21 protein-coding genes are annotated in these 19,230 nt (G+C 25.6%); 2 read left to right on the top strand and 19 right to left on the bottom strand.

Features of this window, described 5'->3' with window-relative positions:
• Positions 1–45 precede the first annotated feature (45 nt).
• The 19 genes from ACZ5OA_RS02415 to topA all read right to left on the bottom strand — a co-directional run bounded on the left by ACZ5OA_RS02415 (position 46) and on the right by topA (position 16,873).
• The gene (locus tag ACZ5OA_RS02415) at positions 46–1,041 is read right to left on the bottom strand and encodes a glycosyltransferase family 9 protein (protein WP_464907935.1); all 996 of its coding nucleotides are present in this window, start codon (positions 1,039–1,041) and stop codon (positions 46–48) included.
• Positions 1,038–1,973, bottom strand: coding sequence for a glycosyltransferase family 9 protein (locus ACZ5OA_RS02410; RefSeq protein WP_464907934.1), 936 nt, complete (start codon positions 1,971–1,973; stop codon positions 1,038–1,040). The genes ACZ5OA_RS02415 and ACZ5OA_RS02410 overlap by 4 nt, the downstream gene beginning before the upstream one ends.
• Positions 1,970–3,013 (bottom strand): glycosyltransferase family 4 protein, encoded by a 1,044-nt coding sequence (locus tag ACZ5OA_RS02405; RefSeq protein ID WP_464907933.1) that lies wholly within the window; start codon positions 3,011–3,013, stop codon positions 1,970–1,972. The genes ACZ5OA_RS02410 and ACZ5OA_RS02405 overlap by 4 nt, the downstream gene beginning before the upstream one ends.
• Positions 3,014–3,035: 22 nt before the next feature.
• On the bottom strand, positions 3,036–3,788 hold the full coding sequence (locus ACZ5OA_RS02400; protein ID WP_464907932.1) for a polysaccharide deacetylase family protein: 753 nt from the start codon (positions 3,786–3,788) through the stop codon (positions 3,036–3,038).
• Positions 3,785–4,840 carry a glycosyltransferase family 4 protein gene (locus ACZ5OA_RS02395; protein ID WP_464907931.1) on the bottom strand — a complete coding sequence of 352 codons (1,056 nt, stop codon included), beginning with the start codon at positions 4,838–4,840 and terminating at the stop codon, positions 3,785–3,787. The genes ACZ5OA_RS02400 and ACZ5OA_RS02395 overlap by 4 nt, the downstream gene beginning before the upstream one ends.
• Positions 4,837–5,895, bottom strand: coding sequence for a putative lipopolysaccharide heptosyltransferase III (rfaQ, locus tag ACZ5OA_RS02390; protein WP_464907930.1), 1,059 nt, complete (start codon positions 5,893–5,895; stop codon positions 4,837–4,839). Before rfaQ ends, ACZ5OA_RS02395 begins: the two co-directional genes overlap by 4 nt.
• Entirely contained in the window at positions 5,892–6,593 is a 702-nt protein-coding gene (locus ACZ5OA_RS02385; protein ID WP_464907929.1) for a glycosyltransferase family 2 protein, read from the bottom strand. Before ACZ5OA_RS02385 ends, rfaQ begins: the two co-directional genes overlap by 4 nt.
• The gene (locus ACZ5OA_RS02380) at positions 6,590–7,378 is read right to left on the bottom strand and encodes a lipid A biosynthesis lauroyl acyltransferase (protein ID WP_464907928.1); all 789 of its coding nucleotides are present in this window, start codon (positions 7,376–7,378) and stop codon (positions 6,590–6,592) included. Before ACZ5OA_RS02380 ends, ACZ5OA_RS02385 begins: the two co-directional genes overlap by 4 nt.
• A complete protein-coding gene (waaC, locus tag ACZ5OA_RS02375; RefSeq protein ID WP_464907927.1) occupies positions 7,365–8,312 on the bottom strand; it encodes a lipopolysaccharide heptosyltransferase I in 948 nt (315 codons plus the stop codon). The genes ACZ5OA_RS02380 and waaC overlap by 14 nt, the downstream gene beginning before the upstream one ends.
• 28 nt (positions 8,313–8,340) lie before the next feature.
• The gene (locus ACZ5OA_RS02370; protein WP_464907926.1) at positions 8,341–8,853 is read right to left on the bottom strand and encodes a thiamine phosphate synthase; all 513 of its coding nucleotides are present in this window, start codon (positions 8,851–8,853) and stop codon (positions 8,341–8,343) included.
• 11 nt (positions 8,854–8,864) lie between these two features.
• Complete coding sequence (locus ACZ5OA_RS02365; RefSeq protein ID WP_464907925.1) at positions 8,865–9,542, bottom strand: F0F1 ATP synthase subunit A; 678 nt, start codon at positions 9,540–9,542, stop codon at positions 8,865–8,867.
• 80 nt (positions 9,543–9,622) lie between these two features.
• Positions 9,623–10,357 carry a TIGR02757 family protein gene (locus ACZ5OA_RS02360; protein WP_464907924.1) on the bottom strand — a complete coding sequence of 245 codons (735 nt, stop codon included), beginning with the start codon at positions 10,355–10,357 and terminating at the stop codon, positions 9,623–9,625.
• A gap of 4 nt (positions 10,358–10,361) precedes the next feature.
• Positions 10,362–11,213 carry a polyprenyl synthetase family protein gene (locus tag ACZ5OA_RS02355; RefSeq protein WP_464907923.1) on the bottom strand — a complete coding sequence of 284 codons (852 nt, stop codon included), beginning with the start codon at positions 11,211–11,213 and terminating at the stop codon, positions 10,362–10,364.
• Positions 11,206–11,697 carry a hypothetical protein gene (locus ACZ5OA_RS02350; protein WP_464907922.1) on the bottom strand — a complete coding sequence of 164 codons (492 nt, stop codon included), beginning with the start codon at positions 11,695–11,697 and terminating at the stop codon, positions 11,206–11,208. The genes ACZ5OA_RS02355 and ACZ5OA_RS02350 overlap by 8 nt, the downstream gene beginning before the upstream one ends.
• Entirely contained in the window at positions 11,690–11,971 is a 282-nt protein-coding gene (locus tag ACZ5OA_RS02345; protein ID WP_464907921.1) for a DUF2018 family protein, read from the bottom strand. Before ACZ5OA_RS02345 ends, ACZ5OA_RS02350 begins: the two co-directional genes overlap by 8 nt.
• A 210-nt stretch (positions 11,972–12,181) precedes the next feature.
• Entirely contained in the window at positions 12,182–13,333 is a 1,152-nt protein-coding gene (locus ACZ5OA_RS02340; RefSeq protein WP_464907920.1) for a cation:proton antiporter, read from the bottom strand.
• Complete coding sequence (locus tag ACZ5OA_RS02335) at positions 13,333–14,163, bottom strand: biotin synthase (RefSeq protein WP_464908312.1); 831 nt, start codon at positions 14,161–14,163, stop codon at positions 13,333–13,335. Before ACZ5OA_RS02335 ends, ACZ5OA_RS02340 begins: the two co-directional genes overlap by 1 nt.
• Positions 14,160–14,672, bottom strand: coding sequence for a metallophosphoesterase family protein (locus tag ACZ5OA_RS02330; protein ID WP_464907919.1), 513 nt, complete (start codon positions 14,670–14,672; stop codon positions 14,160–14,162). The genes ACZ5OA_RS02335 and ACZ5OA_RS02330 overlap by 4 nt, the downstream gene beginning before the upstream one ends.
• Positions 14,669–16,873 carry a type I DNA topoisomerase gene (gene topA / locus ACZ5OA_RS02325; RefSeq protein ID WP_464907918.1) on the bottom strand — a complete coding sequence of 735 codons (2,205 nt, stop codon included), beginning with the start codon at positions 16,871–16,873 and terminating at the stop codon, positions 14,669–14,671. Before topA ends, ACZ5OA_RS02330 begins: the two co-directional genes overlap by 4 nt.
• 106 nt (positions 16,874–16,979) lie before the next feature.
• Between topA and ACZ5OA_RS02320 the strand changes: the two genes are divergently transcribed.
• Both ACZ5OA_RS02320 and ACZ5OA_RS02315 read left to right on the top strand, forming a co-directional pair.
• Positions 16,980–17,807, top strand: a complete 828-nt coding sequence (locus tag ACZ5OA_RS02320) for a M90 family metallopeptidase (RefSeq protein WP_464907917.1) — start codon at positions 16,980–16,982, stop codon at positions 17,805–17,807.
• A gap of 179 nt (positions 17,808–17,986) precedes the next feature.
• Entirely contained in the window at positions 17,987–19,228 is a 1,242-nt protein-coding gene (locus ACZ5OA_RS02315; protein WP_464907916.1) for a type II toxin-antitoxin system HipA family toxin, read from the top strand.
• The last annotated feature ends 2 nt before the right edge of the window (positions 19,229–19,230 follow it).

Raw genomic sequence — 19,230 nt, 5'->3', positions numbered from 1 at the left:
AAATAAATTAATAGATTTTTCAAATAGACTTAAAATATTCCTTTTTTACTTTGTTAATGGACATATGTCTTCTTCTAAAATTACTTCGTTTTCCATTTTATAATCAATATCAAACATTTTTTCTTTTATAATATCATAAATACATTTTGGTTCATTACACTTTTGAAAACAAAACACCCCTTTTAACCTTTTGTCTCTTATAATTTTAATTTCTTGTTTATTATTTAAAACAACATAAGGAGAAGTTGGGCCAAATATTCCTATACTTTTTTTATTTAATGCTAAAGCTATATGTAAAGGTCCAGAATCCACACCTATAAATAAGTCCACTTCTTTTAATAAATCAATAAATTGTTGCGAAGATTTTTGAGTTTTTTTAAATATAAATAAATTATTATTTTTAAAATTTTTTGCTTCATTTTTTGGTAAAGCTAACACACTATTTTTAAAATAAGTTTGTAAAAATTTTACATTTTCAACAGACAAATTTTTAGTGATATCTGTTGAAATTGGAGCAATTAATACTTTCATATTTTTATCAATTTTAAAATTAATAGCTTGTTTTTCTTTTATTGTCTTTAAATAAAAATATTCTCTAATTCTATCGTATAAATTATCTATTTTTGTAAAAGATTTAAAATGTTTAAAAGAAGAATATTTTTTTGTAAATAAAATAAAATACTCACCATCTTCCCCAAAACTCCAAGGATTAAATCCTAAATCAATACTTTCATTTTTTAAATATTTAGTAAGTATAAATATGGATAATGGATTTTTTTTATTAAAATATTTTATAGTTATATTTGGAAAATCTTTTAAAATCTCTTTAGCATAAGAATAATGTTGTAAAGATGTAATTAAAATATATTCTTTATCTAAATGTTTTAAAATAAACTCTTTTATTATTACAAAAGCAATAATACTATCTCCATATCTACTAAAAACACTGAAAAGTATAGTTTTAGACTGTTCTATTTCATCTTTTGAGATTTGCATACTTTTATCTATTTTTTTTGCATACTTTTTATAAATAAATTTCATAAATTATCCTTAATTTTATTAACAACTAATTCAGGTTCAATATTTTCAGCAATTTTACTTTTATCTTGAATTACTAAATCTCTATATCCCCATGGATACCATTTATTCATATTTGTTTTTCCACTAATTGCAATAGTTTTTACTCCAAGTGCCGGAGCAATATGCATAGCACCACCATCAAAAGTAACAAACAATTTTACATTTACAATAAGTCCTGTTAAATCAAGTAAAGAATTAGTTTTTATCCATTTAGCGTTTGTATTATTTTCAATCCATTTCGCACTTTCAAAATCATCAGGCTCAGCCGTAATAATTATATTTTCATCTAAATTATCAATAATTTTTTTAAATTTCTCTTTTGAATATCTGTTTTCTTTAATTCTTGAAGAAATATGAAATAAAAGATAATTTTTATAGTTTTTATAGTTTTCTTTTAATTCTTCTGGAACATAAAAAAATGATTTTTCATTCCCTTTTTTTACTTCCAATGGTTCTAAACATTTATAACAAAACTCTACTTCGTGTTCATTTGGATTAACTTCTATATGATGAGTAAAATTATCTCTATTTTTTGTATCTTTTACACCAATTCTAATTTTTGCTCTACTTAAATTACTAAACTGCTCAGCCGAAGAAGAATATCCACTTCTAAAAACAACTACCGCGTCATATTTTGTAAAAAATATTTTTGACATTATTTTAATTTTTCCAAAAAGTGCAGAAATTTTATCACTAAAAGCTTTTTTATGTTTTGGCTTAGTATATGAATAAATTGTATCGACAAATGGATCTTTATCAATTGCTATATAATTATAACTATTTACCACAATATCGATTCGAGCTTGTGGATACTTTTTTCTTAGAGCTTCAATTGCAGGAGTCGTACAAACTAAATCACCAATATTATCATTTCTAACAAGTAAAATTTTCATTTTATTAAAGCCTTATATTTATCTACTAATTCTTTTGCTAAATTTTTTATTTCAAATTTATTTAAAATATTATCTCTCATAGTCAAATATTGAGCTTTATCTACTTTTAAAAGTTTAATTATATTTTTATAAACACTATTGCCATTCAAATCACAATAAAATTCATAATTTTCACCAAATATTTCAGGAATTCCACCAACTTTACTTGGCAAAACATAACAACCAAAATATAAACCTTCTAAATAAATTAAACCTAATGCTTCTTTATGTGATGGGCCAAGCAATATATCTATTTTTTTCATCAAATTAAAAAGTTCTTTATTTTTTAAAAATCCATAAGTTTTTATTTTATTATTATCAAAATTTAACTCTTTTTTATTACCACAAATATTTAATTGATAATCTATACCTTTTTTATCAAGTAATTCAATTGCTTCTAAAACTTCTAAATATCCTTTTTTATCGTTATCTCCAAAAGCAAAAAGTAATTGAATAGGTTCTTTTATTTCATTAAATTCTTCTTTTTTAAATTTAAAAACATCATGAGGAATAGAATTATGAATAAATTCTACTTTTTTAATAGTATTTATTTTTTGTTTTATATCATTAACCAAACTTTGACTAACTCTTAAAATTAAATCTGCATTTTTTGGAATAATTGGATTATTAAATTCTCTATGAAAATGACAAACTATTTTGGGTTTATAAGAAAGTCTTTTAACTAATTTATCAACTAATTCAAGTCTATTATGAAAATGTAAAATATCATATTTTTCCTTCTCTATAATATCTATCATTTCTTCATAAGTAAATACTTTTAAATTTAAAAATTTATTAAAAATTTTGTTTTTTAATCTATTTTCTGGAATTGTATAATATTTTATATTATTTATTATTTTTTCTTTATACAAATCATAACTCATACTTAAACAACTAATATCAATATCTAAATTATCACAAAAACTTTTAATAACTTTTTGAGCACTTCCTTCATTATTTAAAATTAAATCAGCATGAAAATCTACCATACAAACTTTCAAATTAATTCCTTAAAAACTATTCTCACTTTTTAACCTTTGCATACAAACTTCCTAAAATATTATTACTAAAAATAAAAAGTTGTTTTTTTATCCATTTATCATCTTTTTTAACAGATATTCTTTTAATCTCATCTAAGTTTTTATTCGGAATATTAACTCCTCTTTTTGTTGTGTATAAAACTTCATAACCAATACTTTTTGCCAGTTTTATATCATCATCGCTATAAATTCCACGAGGCCAACATAATTGATTTGAAAAAATATTATGCTCTTTTAATCTTTCTTTACTTAAAACCAATTCTTCTTTAAGTGAAATTTTACCAAAATAATCGTCTCTATGAAAATGGGTATGTGAATGAATATCAAAAACATTTCTCATTTTTTCAATCTCATCCCAATTTAAAACTACTTCATTTGCTCTTTCTTGAACTATTTTTTTACATTCATTATGTTTTCTTGTAACAAATTCATAACTTTTTTCACTTGCTTTATCAATCCATCCCGTAATTACAAAAAGAGTAGCTTTTAAATTATATTTTTTCAAAATTGGATATGCATAAATATAGTTATCTCTCCAACCATCATCAAAAGTAATCAAAACCGCTTTTTTATTTAGTTTTAATTCACCTTTTTTATATTTTACAAACTCTTCACTTGTTAAACTTTGATAATTTTCTGAAATAAACTTCATCTGTTTTTCAAAATTTTCTACACTTGAGGCAATAAAACTCTCTTTTGGAAATATATGATGATACATCAAAACTGGAACACTCACGATTTAGCCTTTAATTCATCATACAAATTTTCAGTCTCTTTTACCATTTTATCAACTGAGAAATTTTCCTCAATAAATTTTCTTGAATTATTTTTATAAAATTCTAATTTTTCTTTGTTATCAATTAATTCTAATAATTTTTCTTTCAAATCTTCTACATTCATCGGTTCAAAAAGCAGTCCATTTTTATCTTCTCTTACACACTCTGGGATACCACCTACACGACTACCAATAACTGGAACTCCAGCAGATGAAGCTTCCAAAATAGAAGTCCCCAATGCTTCTTCTTTTGAAGGCAATACAAAAATATCAAAATCACTCAAAATTTCAGGAACATCATCTCTTTGTCCAGTCATAATTACTTTATCTTCTAAATTTTTTTCTTTAATTAAGTTTTGTAAATTTTCCCTCTGAGGACCATCTCCAACAATTATAAGTTTTACATCTCTATCAATTTTAGAGACTGCTTCTATTAAATCTTTATGCCTTTTAGCTGACCTTAAAACTGCTACAATTCCTACAATTATAATGTTTTCATCAATATTAAATTCTTTTCTTAATTTATGTAAATTATTTGGTTTATAAAGTTCTGTATCAATTCCAGTATAGATAGTTTTAACATTTTTCACACCCATACTTTTTAAATACTCTTCAACTTGTTTTGAAACAGCAATTGTGATTGTGCTTAAATTATAAGATTTTGGTGAATTTATTTTAGTAAGTAAATGTCTTACTCTAACAACAGGAGTATCTGTAATTTTTCCTACAATTGCCCCAAGCCAAGCATCTTTTCCGGAATGAGTAGAAATGATATCAATATGATATTTTCGAACTAAAAACGCCAATTTTAAAATAGTCCAAATATTGTAAATTTGTCCCATTTTCATAGGAATTACTTTTGCATTTATTTCATTTTGATGTTTTACAATATTGCTATCAGGTTGAGCTACAAAAAAAACTTTATATTTTTTATCTAAATGATTTATAAGTCTAATTGTTCTTTTTTCTTGACCACCCCAACCTTTTGAGTATTCTATTTCTAAGATATTCACAATCTCTCCTCTATAATATTTTTAACTTCTTTCATATCAAATTGCATCAAACAATCACTTATCTTACTACCATTGCACCCATCTTGTCCACAAGGTATGCAATCCCAATTGTGTTGTATAACAATATGTTTTCCCATTTTTTGAATTCCATTTTTATTAGTATAGCCACTTTCCATCACTTCGTTATCCCAAGGTCCCCAATTAAAAGCACCACTTGGACCAAAAAAAGCAACTACTGGCGTATTTACAGCTGCAGCCATATGCATAATTGCAGTATCAACTCCTACAAAAAGTTTAGCTTTACTTGATAAATAAGCTACCTCTTTAAGAGATAATTTTCCACTTAAATTAATTGGACTACTTTTTGTAAAACTTAAAATTGATTCAATTTTTTTAATCTCTTTTTCATCAGGAGAAGCCGTCAAAACTACTTTTTTACCTTTACTTTCGATAAAATCAATAATTTCCGCCATTATTTCATCTTTTATACACTTAAACATCCATCTTGAAACTGGATGAATATGCACAAATTCATCTAAATTTAATTCATCTATTCTCTTTTCATCCTCTTTATCCCAGTAAATTTCTACTTTTTTTTCTAAAACTTCCAAATTTTGCTCGCGGATAGCATCTAGATTATTATCTACAATATGACGAATGAGTGTCGGTCTTGACATCTCTAAATTAAACACATTTTTTAAATACCAATTCTTTTTCACAGGATAACCAATTTTCATTTTTGCATTGCTAAATTTTGCTATAAAAGCACCTCTATCACCTTCTGTTGTATTGATAACCATATCATAATTTTTAAAACTTCTTAAAAATTTAAACTCTTCTATAATTTTTTTTAATGTTGGCAAACTTTTATAATAATTTCTATCATAAACAAAAATTTCATTTATATTTGGATTATTTGTTATCATAGACTCTGTACCCTTATTGACAACCATATCAATTTTTACCTTAGGATAGTAAAGTTTTAAATTTTTAATAAGTGGAGTTGTGAGTAAAACATCACCTATATTTCTAAATTTTATTACCAATATTTTCATTTTTTACCTTTGATATATTTCCAAAAAGTATATTCAGAATAAAGTTTTGCTATCACAAAGCCATCCCATCCTTCTAAAAATCCAAGCTTTATAAAATATAATTTAAAAAATGTCCAAACAGGTGAAAAGAGTGCTTTTAATTTATTATTCTTTGCTCCAATTGATGAGTATCTGTTTTGTTTAGTTATAAATTCTTCAATACTTTCATACGCTAAATGAATCATATGATTTTTTAGATAACCTTTTTTACAATTACACTCCACACTTTCGTGCACAACTCTATCATTAAATTTTGCTTTTTTCTTGTTAAAAAACCTAATTGAATAGTCAGGATAAAGTCCTAAATATTTAATATCTTTACCCCAAAAATTGTTTAATCTTGCTACAAAATAGGCATCAAATTGCGGTTCTTTAATCTCATTTAAAATTTCATTTTTTAGCTCTTCTGTAATTCTTTCATCACTATCAAGGACAAAAACCCAATCATTTTTTGCGAGTTCCACTGCTTTTTGTTTCTGTTTTCCAAATCCAAGCCATTCACTTGTTTCAACTCTCGCTCCTAGATTTCTCGCAATTTCACAAGTTTTATCCTCGCTTCCACTATCCAAAATCACAACTTCATCAGCCCATAAACTCGAATGCACAGCATCTGCAATAAATTTTTCTTCATTTTTTGTAATAATTACAACACTTATCATTTGTATTTCTCTTCATAATAATGTTTAAATCTTCTATGAAGCCAATACCACTCTTCTGGTTTTTCTTTAATCATTTCTTCAATAACTTTACTTTGCATTTGTACATTTTTATTTATATCTTTTTCAATTATAGCATCTTTAAAAACAATTTTATATCTATTTCCTTCTCTTTGGATAAAAACAGGAATAATTGGCACATCAAATTTTTTTGATAAAAGAGCTGCAGAAGGAGTTTGCAATGCTTTTAATCCAAACATTTCTACATCAACACCCTCTTCTTTAGTTGTATTTTGATCCACAAAAATACCTACACTTCTGCCGTTTTTAAGAGCTTTTATTAAATTTTTTAAAGCACCCTTTTTATCAAATGTTTCTATATTAAATGTTTCACGATTTTTTTTAACAAATTTATTCAAAGATTCAATGTCTAAATTCCTCACAACTACACTCATCGGAATTTCTAAAATTCCACCTAAGATTAAAGGCATCATCTCCCAATTTCCATAATGAGCAGAAATAAAAACAACAGGCTTATCTAAATAATTTTTAACTTTATCAAATCCAATAAATTCTACTTTTTTAGCTAACTTTTCTTTTGTAATATTTCTATTTCTAAAAAGTTCAAATATATTATAAACAAAATTTTCATACACTTTTTTAGCTAATTTAGCCTTTTCAATTTGAGGCATATTTGGATAAACTAAATCTAAATTTGTAAACAAATCTTTTTTTCTTCTATTTGGAATTAGATATAAAATATCTCCTATAATCTTACTTAAATTCATCTATTTTCTCCAAAATTTCCTCTATTTCAATATCATTTATAGAATAATCTTCTTTATCTAATTTATCTAAATATTTTGCCGTTTTACTTTTAACTATTTTTGTAGTGCTGTTTTCAAACATTCTACTAATTGGAGTTGTTCCAAAAAGTAAAATCGTAGGAATATTATTTGCCCAACCTATATAAGTTGGCCCCGTATCATTTCCTATAACTAAATCAGCATTTGAAATAGTAGCTTTTAGATTGTCCAGATTCATTTTCGGCAAAACTTTTGCATTAGATTTTTCAGATATTTCAAAAGCTATTTTTTCTTCTTCAATATTTCCAAAAGGAATTAAAATATTTTCATTTAATTTATTTGCTAACTCTATCCATTTTTTTGTAGGATATTGACGATTCTTTGCTGTACTTCCAACTATAAAAACAATATTTTTTTTTGATTTAGAAAAAAATTCTTTTGTATTGAAATCTTTATAAAACAAAAAATGTTTATGATTTATAAATTCATTTTGTGAAATATTTAAATTATATATTTGATTTATCATTTCACGATATCTATCAATTGTATGAGTAGAAGTTTTTAATTTTTCATCATAAAATATTTTTGCTAAACTTTCTCTAACATCCATTCGACCTATTGTTTTTTTAGAGATATTTTTATTAATAATTGCACTTTTTATGAGTCCTTGAAAATCGATTGCTTTGTCATACTTTGGAAATTTCTTAAGCTTTTTATATTCACTAAAAATATTTAATTTACTTTTTTTTAAACTTTTTAAATTTACTTTTTGTATAGAATTTATATTTGGATTTCCTACTAAAATTTCTGCAAAGCCTTCTTCTACAATCCAATCAACTTTTTTTGGTAAAAATTGTAAAACAATAGCAGTATGAATAATATCTCCTAAAGCACTAAGTCTTACAATTGCATCCAAAAATATCCTTTGTTAATTAATTGTTTAATTATACCAAAAAGTAGCGAATACTAGCAAATCCGTAAGCTTTTGAAAGTTTAATTTGCTCTATTTCTTTTTCACTTACAATTCCACCAAGCCCAAATACTTTTGGTTTAGCCTTATCACATATTTTATTTAAAACTTCTATTCCTAAACCTTCACGCCCTTTTGAATTAAAAATTGGTGAAAAAGTAATGAAATCTGAATTTTTAGCTTTTTTTACTTCTTCACTTGAATGAGTAGAAGCAAAAGTTAAGTAATTTTTAAACTTATCAATTAAATGAAGTTGATTTGAAGTAAGATGAACTCCATCAAATCCTAAATTAAGTAATTCTACATATTGATTTACGACAATTGGAATTTTATAATATTTTGCTATTTCAACTGCTAATTTTGCATTTTTTGCACTATTTTTATCACGAAAACAAATATAATCAGGGTTATATTTTTCAATAGAATTAGTTAAATCAAGTTTAAAGTTTGGATAAAATTTAGGGTCAGTAATTAAATATTTTTTCAAAGAAAAAACTCTTAAAGAGTTTCTTCTTCTAATGTTGTAGCACTTGCAAGATAAACATAAGTAAGAATCATAAATACAAATGCTTGCAAAATTGCTGAGAATGTAAGTAATGCAAATGCTGGTAAAGGAACAATCCAAGGTGCTAACATTAATAATACTGCTAAAAATAAATCATCACCTTTCATATTCCCAAAAAGTCTGAATGATAATGAAATAATTCTTGAAATATGAGAAACTACTTCAATTGGAAACATAAGCGGTGCTAATATTTTAACAGGCCCGGCGAAATGAGCAAAATAGTGAATTACCCCATTTTTCTTAATACCTTCATAATGATAATAAAAAAATACAATTAAAGCCAAAGTAAGTGTAAGATTTACATTATCTGTTGGAGATTCAAATCCAGGGAAAACTCCTAACATATTTGCAATAAAAATATAAATAGCTAATGCACCAGTTAATGGAAGATATTTTCTTGCTAAATCTTTTCTGATTACATCACCTCCAACTGTTAAAATACCACTTACTAAACTTTCCATAACATTTTGACAACCTCTTGGAACAGTTTGTAAATTTCTCGTAGCCATTTTTGCCACAACTAATGCAATAATCATTGCTAAAACAGAATGAATTACAAGCACTGTCATAGGGCCACTACCAAAACCTAAAAATAAAAATGGTTCATTCATTGACATTTCCTTTTTTTATTGAAATTTTATCATAAATTAATAGATTATGAATATAATTTTTCAAAATTATCCTTAATTTGTTACAAATTTTCATTTTGTCCCAATCTATAAATAGCAAAATCATATTTTACAGGGTCATTTTCATCAAAAATTTTTAGTCTATTTGTCAGAAGAATAGCTGATTCTAAATCATAAGTCTTTCTATTTAATAATCCTAATTTATGTGAGACATTAAAAGTATGAGTATCAAGTGGAATTATTAAATCAGATTTTTTTATGTTTTTCCATAATCCAAAGTCAATATTATCACTTCTTACCATCCATCTGAGAAACATATTCCATCTTTTATATGGAGAGCTTCCTTTAGTTTTACCTTTATATCTATTACCTATTAAAAATCTATAGCCTTTTGAATCATAAGAATTAATTTTATAAAATTCTTCCAAAATTGTATCAATTCCATCGATTACAAAGTTTTCTTTTTTATAACCTTTTAAAAACAGTTCTTCTAAGCTACCCACTCTTTTTAAAGTTATAAAAAACTCAGCTATATCTAAATTTGTTTGAAATCTATATTTATAATCTATAAAATATTTTTTTATCTCTTCATCACTCTCTTTTAAAATATTAAAATCTATTTTTTTTAGAAATTTAACAATTAAACTTGCTTTTCCATAAGCAAACAAAGCACAGATTAAAGATATTTTTTCATCTTTGTATTTTTGTGCTATCAAAATTGGGTCAGGATTTTCTTCACTTACCTTGTAATAATCTCTATTTTTTATCTCATTTTCAAGTAAATTTTTTATATCCATCTATTTAAAATTTTCTTTCTATTAATTTCATCATAATCTCTCTTAAAAATGGCTCTGTTATTTCTTTAATTCCTTCATTTGCCAAATTTTTAGCTTCTTCATAACTTTTTTTAATTGCATTTAGAATTCTTGTTTTTATCCATTTTTCTTCTTCTTTATTTAATCTTTTTTTAAATAAAGTTTTAAAATATATTCTTTCTTTTTCATCTAATTCTTCATACATATAAATAAAGGGCAAAGTCATTTTACCTTCATACAAATCATTCATTACAGGCTTTCCTAATGTTTTTTCATCGCTTACAATATCTAAAATATCATCAATTATTTGAAAAACAATTCCTAAATTTCGTCCATAAAGAGCATATTTTTGACTATCAAAATTGGCAAGTCTAGCAGATTCCAGGCAAGCCATTTCAATCAAAACTGCTGTTTTTTTATAAATCATATTCATATATTTTTGTTTATCTAAATTCATATTTTCACTTAAAGCTACATCTTCCATTTCACCTAAACCTAATATATAAATAGTTTTAGCTAAACTTTCACTTGCTTTCTTATCATAATTTGTTAGTTTTTCAAGTGCTTTACCAAAAAGCATATCTCCAAGCATTATGGCTATTTTATCTCCATATTTTGCATTAATTGACTTTCCACCTCTTCTTAATTCACTTTCATCAATTACATCATCGTGTAAAAGTGACGCTAAATGAATTGACTCCACGGACGCTGCTAAAACAACTGCATTAGGATTAATTGTAGTAATTAATTTAGCTCTAACTCCTTTTCCTTTTGGAATTTCATCAAAATACTTTAAATCTTTAAACATTTCATTCATATATTCATAAACTTTATTCATCTTTAACCTCTTTATATGGAACTTCACCATTAAACTGACCTTGATATAATGGTTTTAATTTCTTAACCCACTCTATTTTTCTATATCTTGGCTCATTCAATTTAATTCTTATATTTTTTTTTGGATTATATATTAAAATATTAAATTGTGCAATTTTATTTTTGAAATTTTTGAAATAAATCATCAAATATGGATCATTTACCTTATTTTGTTTAGCAATATAGATTTTATATCCATTTAATTGATAATTTTTATATAAAATATTTTGAAAAGGGTGAGTTTCATAATTATAAAGCATAACAAGACCTCTATTTTTATACAAAGTCCATCGAAATTTTAATATATAAATTTTATTATTGTAAAAAATTTTATAAATTGCAGGGTAATCTTTTTTGAGATAAATTGTATCATTTATCCACCAATATTTTGTTGGATCAAATGCAAAAAGAGAAATAGAAAAAAATAGGAATAAAACTTTACTCATTTTGAGAAAGAATATTTCCTGTGCTATTTATAAAAGAATCAAATTTTTTATCTTCTAATTCTTGTGATTTACTAAATTTAACTTCTGATAATTTTTGCTCTAAATTTTCTTCGTTTTCTTCAGCTATCATTTCTAATAAACACATTCGCTCAATTATATCTTCGATTTCTTGCTCTACTAAATTTCTATTCGCATTATAAACTATATCAAAAAATTTACTTTTTGGACTTCCCATAAACATACCATCATCTTCTGGAAATAATTCATTAATCATATCAAATCCTTTTACTTTTATTTTGTACTAAATTAAATAAAACGAAACAACTGCAAATTTTAACGAAAAAAAGCGTTAAAAAAAGTGTGCTTCAAACCCAAAGGGCGCTTGCGCTCCCTTTTTTAGCTTTTTGTAGTGTTAAGAAATTTGCTCTATTGCCCCGAGTATTTAATAAGTACATTAATTAATATTTATTTTATAATACAAAATTTATCTATTTTTGTCAATTTTTATTTTCAAAACCTGTTTAATCCCAATCATAGAGATTAATACTTCTAAAATCGAAGCCAAAATAAAGGCATTGTAGTGCATTAAATCAATACTTTTTGATTGATATGCAAGAGTAGATGTTGCAATTAATAAAGTCAAAGGCATAGAAAGACTTAAAGCAAACAGTAAAATTTCTTTCAAACTCATAAGTTTTATAAAAATTAAAGTTGCAAATATTCTAATACCTAACATTAAAGCTACAACTAAAAATGTAATTTTTAACATTTTCAAATCAATTAAATATCTCAAGTCAAAAGTACTTCCCACATGAATAAAAAATATTGTGATTAAAAATCCAAATCCAAATGGAGATAATTTATGTTCTAACTCTACATTATGCTCAAAAAATGATGTAATAAACATACCAGCTACAAAAGCCCCTAAAACCATATCTAAATGAAGATAAATCATTATAGAAATCATTATAAAAAATAGAGCAAAACTAAGTCTTATATCTTGATTATACTTATCATCATTAGGCATAATATAATGTTTTATAGTTGGAAACCACCAAAATAAAACTTTTGTAATATAAAATCCAACTATCAAAATAGTAATTAAAATAATTAATTTCAAAATCGAAAAATACATAGCACTTCCAACTCCAAGTTTGAAAATACCACTAATAACTGTTAAAACCATAATAGAAACTAACTCTCCAATCACTCCAATAGTAATTGCCATTTCTATCCACTTACTTTTTCCAACCTCTTTTTGCACACTTACAATGAGCCCTACACTAATCATTGGTAAAATAACTATAAAAATATTACTTAGATGAAAAATTGATACAGAAATAAGAGTTAATAAAAATATAAAAAATATAAATAAGCCACCTAATAAAAATATTTTTTTATCAATTTTTACAAACTGCTTTAGATTTACTTCCATTCCAGCTAAAAACATTAAATATAAAAACCCAACTTCTGCTAACAATTCAAACATATGACTGTCATGTAAAAGTCCAAAGCTTCCCACTAATGAGCCCATTATAATTTCTACAACAGCTATAGGAAGTTTCAAAATATTCGAAACAAATGGAGCAATTAATAATAAAATTGAAATTATTACAATTAATTCAATCTCACCCATTATTGGCAACTCTTAGCTATTTGATAATTATATTTTGTGAGCATTTGTATATCTTTGTTAGCAATTTCGCCTTTTATAGTTAAATAATTTCCTATTACAATAGAATTTGCACCTGCTCTCAAAGCTTCTATCCATTTATCTTCAAACATTAATTCTCTTCCACCAGCTAACATTATCATAGTCTCAGGTAAAGTCTTACGATATTCACTTATCCAAAAAAGTGCTTCTTCTTTTGTAATTTTAGTTTTTGTCAAAGGAAGTTTTTCATTTGGAATAAAAAAATTAAGTGGAATACTCATTGGATTTAACTCTTTTATACTCTCTAGCATTGAATATCTGTCTTTTTCACTTTCTCCTAAGCCTAAAATCCCACCAGTGCAGAGATTAAGCCCTACTTCTTGCACATTCAAACAAGTTTCAAATCTTTCATCCCAAGAGTGAGTAGTACAAATATTTTCATAAAACTCTTTTGAAGTTTCTAAATTATGATTATAATTTTTTATCCCTGCTTTTTTAAGCTCAATTAATTGCTCTTTAATTGCTGTTCCATTACAACCAATTAATGAAATATCAACCTCTTTTTTTACAGCAAAAGCCACTTCACAAACATATTCTAACTTTTTATCAGTTAAACCTTTTCCAGCCGTTACTAAACAAAATCCAACAGCTTTATTTGCTTTAGCAAGTTTTGCCTCTTTTATAACCTCATCAATAGATTTTTCTTTATATTTTTCAATTCCAACATTATAATGAGCTGATTGAGTACAAAATTTACAATCTTCACTACAATTTCCACTACTAATATTAGAAATTGCACATAAATATATCATTTTTTTATCTCTTTTAAACTGTTTTTCCATTCATCAGCCCCTACTCTTCTATAATAATGAGTAACCAAATATCTATCTTCCAAAATCTCTAACATCATACAACTACTATAATCCCTATTTCTTGCACAAGCTTCACCTGGATTCAAAATTAAATTTCTTCCATTGTAACTAATATCCTCTTGATGAGTATGTCCATAAATCACTATTTGAGTATCCAAAGGAAACATTTTAGTCGGATAATGCATAAGTTTAAATGTATGATTTGCTAAATTAAATTTAAATGGCTCATAATGCAAATTATATTTATTAATTAATGGATATAAATGGTAATCATTATTTCCAAAAACTGATACATAAGGAGTTTTTTCTTCTAAATATTGTAAAACTTCTTCTTTTACAATATCTCCTGCATGAATTAAATATTCAGCGCCATTTTCCAGTAATAAATCAATAGCTTTTTTTGCACGACCTACTTTTTTGTGTGTATCTGAAATAATTCCTATTTTCATTTTCTATCCTCTCTATGTTTACACTTCTTATTTAAACATTCATAAATATCTTTATTTCTAAAAGTTCTCTCACCCATTATATAGCCACATTCTGGACATTTTTTGTCAGTTGGTTTGAAATTCGAAGAAAATTTACAATTTGGATAATCTTCACAAGTATAATAAACACTTTTTTTTGATTTCTTTTCAACTATTTCTTTGCCACATTCTGGACATTTCATCCCTATTTTTTCCGGCTCTTTTAAAGGTTTAGCATTTTTACATTTTGGATAATTACTGCAAGCTAAAAATTCTTCACCTTTTCTACTCATTTTTATTACCATTGGAGCCCCACATTTATCACATTTAATATCAGTTTCTTTTGGTTTTGGCTTTTCTGTCCCATCCATTTGTCTAGTATATCTACATTTAGGGAAATTACTACACGCTATAAATTCTCCATATCTTCCTTTTCTAAGCAAAAGTTGACTTCCACAATCTGGACAGAATTCACCTTCTAAAGGTTTGGCTACTTTTTGAGAAGGAATGTTCTTTTTACCATCTGCAATTTTTGCAATAAATGGTTCATAAAACTCTTCTAAAACTTCTTGCCAATCTTTTTTATGTTCAGCAACTTCATCAAGTTCTTCTTCCATTTTAGCAGTAAAATTTGCATCTACAATATTTGGGAAATATTGTTCTAACATTTCAATAACTTTAAATGCTATTTCAGTTGGAATTAATTGTTTTTTTTCATTTTTAACATATTCTCTATTTTGCAAAAGAGTAATAGTTGGTGCATAAGTTGAAGGTCTTCCAATTCCCTTGCTTTCAAGCTCTTTAATCAAACTTGCTTCTGAATATCTACTTGGTGGCTCTGTAAAATGTTGTTCTTCTTTAATATCTTCCAGTTTTAGCTCTTCACCTACTTGGAAATCAGGTAAAACTTTATCTCTATCTTTATCCCCATAAATTCTATAAAATCCGTCAAAAATTAGTTTTCTACCGCTTATTTTAAATTTTCCTTTCTCGCTAGCAAAAATAATATTTTGAATCTCAAAAATAGCTGGTTTCATTTGTGAAGCTATAAATCTATTATAAATTAATTGATACAATCTAAATTCATCATTACTCAAATAATTTCTTAAATCATCTGGAGTCAATTTTACTTCTGTTGGACGAATAGCTTCATGAGCTTCTTGAGCACCTTGGGCTTTTGATTTATAAACAGTTGGATTCAGATATTTATCTCCAAACTCATTTTTGATAAACTCAATAGCCGCATCTTGTGCTTCTTTGGCAATATTCAAGCTATCTGTTCTCATATAAGTAATAACCCCCATATTTCCTACAGGTGTTTTTACCCCTTCATAAAGTTTTTGAGCAACTTGCATCGTCTTTTTTGGAGAATATCCAAGCATACTTGAAGCAGTTTGTTGCAAAGTTGAAGTCATAAAAGGTGGCAAAGAATTTGTTTTTCTTTGTTTTTTTTCAATATTTTCTATTTTATATGTAAGAGGTTTTAAAACATTTAAAATATTATCAGATTCTTCTTTTGTTTTAATTGATAATTTAGAAATTTTTTTATTTTCAAATTCAATTAAGCTACTCTCAGTTTTTTTAAAATACCCTAAAACTGTCCAATATTCCACTGGCACAAATTGTTTAATTTCTCTTTCTTTATCTACAATTAATTTTAGAGCTGAGCTTTGAACTCTTCCAGCACTAAGCCCTCTTTGAATTTTTTGACCTAAAAGTGGAGAAAGTCTGTAACCAACAATTCTATCAAGAAGTCTTCTTGCTTGCTGTGCATTTATATTATCCATATCCAAACTTCTTGGATTTTCAAGAGCATTTTTGATAGCTTTTTTTGTAATTTCGTGAAATGCAATTCTTGGGAACTTTTCTATATCTTTTCCCTTACTTAGCATATAAGCAATATGATATCCAATAGCTTCTCCCTCTCTATCTTCATCGGTTGCGATATAAATAGTATCTGCTTTTTTTGCTGATTCTTTTATTTTTTTTGCAATATCCGCGTGGTCTTTTGTAACTCTATATTCAGGAACAAACTTTCCTTCTTCCATTTTTATACCAAAACTACTTTTGGGTAAATCTCTGATATGCCCCTTACTTGCTAACACTTCGTAATCTTTTCCTAAAAAATTCTTAATTGTTTTTGCTTTTGCAGGTGATTCCACTATTACTAAATTTTTTGCCAAAATAATGCCTTTCTAAAAAGTTTTTTGTAAATTTACACGAATTTTAAAATAAAATCAAGTTTCATTTTGTAATTTTTCTAATTTTTTTAGTTATAATTATGGAAAAATGATAAAATTAATTATAGCACTTTGGATCATATTTTTTGTTTATTTAGCTTATTTACTATTTGATTACTTAAAATATAAATATTTATTAAAAAAACTAAAAACTACCAAATTTCCTGATGTTTATAGAAAATATTTACAAAATATACCACACTATCAAAAATTACCAAAAAAGTTAAAAACAAAAATCGAGTATTCAATTCTACTGTTTATAAATCTTAAAAAATTTATAGGTGTTTATGTGGAAGTAACTGATGAAATAAAAGTAATTATCTCATTTTATGCTTGTTTAATTGTAATAAACAAAAAAAATAGTTGTTATGAAGAACTTGAATATATCTATGTTTATCCACACACAATGATTTTAGATAATATTAGAAATAGTGGAGGAATTTACACAAAAGAGAAATTTTTAATAAGTGGAGAATCAATAGGAGAAAGTGTAATAGTTTCTTGGGATGAAGCCAAAAAAGATGCTTATCATTTAAGACATCAAAATGTAATAGTTCACGAATTTACACACGAATTAGACTTCGAAAGTGGAACAGTAAATGGAGTACCTCCACTTGAAAAAAGCAAATATAATGAATGGATAAATATAATTTATAAAGATTATCAAGAATTTGCAAAAAGAATCTCTAATCATAAAAATTTAGAAAAATATAAGCTTATCAATCCTTATGGAGCTACAAACGAAGCTGAATTTTTTGCCGTTGTTAGTGAAATGTTTTGGACAAAGCCAAAAACTCTAAAACTTCACTTTCCAGATATTTACAAAGAGTATAAAGAATTTTTTAATTTTGATTCTGCAAAATATTTTGATTTTTAAACTCTAACTCATTTTCAAAATCTTGTACTTTTACTGATATATTTTTATATTGCATTTGTGGTATATTTTACCATTACTCGTAACATATAGTTACAAATTTAAAAATAATTTATCTTATTTACTAATTTAACTAAATTTTTGGATATAATTATTCTTATAAAAGAAATTAAAGGAATAATTTGAAACTTAATGTTTTTATTTTTAGCAATAAAGTTGGTGAGTTATACGAAATTAAAAATCAAATTTATTTTAAGTATGATAAAGAATTTTTATTCAAAAATATCGAGATTTCTCCACTAAAACTTCCTTTAACCTTGGGTACAAGGGCTTATACTAATTTAGATTATATTGAATATTACAACTATTTATCTGGAGTATTTTTTGATTCGTTACCAGATAGATTTGGTACAAAAGCAATTGAAAAATATTATGAACAAAAAGGAATAAATCCAAAAAGTTTAACTCCTTTACAAAAGTTAGCTTTTATTGGTAAAAATGGGATTGGAGCATTAGAATATGTTCCTTCAACTTTTGATGAAGAAGTAAATGAGATATTGGAAATAAGAGATTTATATGACCAAACAAAAGCTATTATAGAAAATAATCCTAATGAATTTACAAATGATTGGATAAAACACGCAAGTTCTTTTGCAAGTGCTGGCGGAGCAAGACCAAAAGTTTTAATTTCTTGGAATAAAGAAAAAAATATTATTAAATCTAAAGATTGCAAAGAAAATGGATTTGAAGAGTGGCTTTTAAAGTTTGATGAGAGAGTTTCTAATTCAGATAAATATTATGGATTTATGCAACTTGAATATCTTTATATGTCTATGGCAAAAGAAGTAGGCATAAATGTTCCTGAAATTGATTTAATTAAAACAGATGATAATTTAATTCATTATGCAATAAAAAGATTTGATAGAGAAAAAGGAGAAAAGTTTCATCTTCATACATTAGCTTCTATGGACCATATTAATTTTAATATTCCATCCCATTATAGCTATTTGAATGCATTGAAACTTACAGATTTTTTAACTAATGATTACGGACAAGTAAAAGAATTATTTAAAAGAATGGTTTTTAATGTAATAGGAAGAAATCAAGACGACCATGCAAAGAATTTTTCTTTTTTAATGGATGAAACTGGTAATTGGAGTTTATCTCCTGCTTATGATATTACCTATTCTTGCGGAAGTGGTTATACAAAAAATCATCAAATGACAATAAATGGAAAAACTTCAAATATAGATTTAAAAGATTTATATAAAGTAGCTGATAGTATGGGTATTCCAAAAAAAGAAGTAAATCTTATTGTAGAAAATATTGAAGATAAATTTTCAGAATTTAAGAAAAGAGCATTAGAATTAGATATAAATAAAGATTTTGTAGAAGAAATCTATAAAAATATAAGAAAATATTAAAG

The organism is Thioreductor micantisoli, assembly GCF_055392745.1.
The sequence above is the reverse complement of the archived record's forward strand: the minus strand, read 5'-3'. Positions and strand labels throughout refer to the sequence as shown.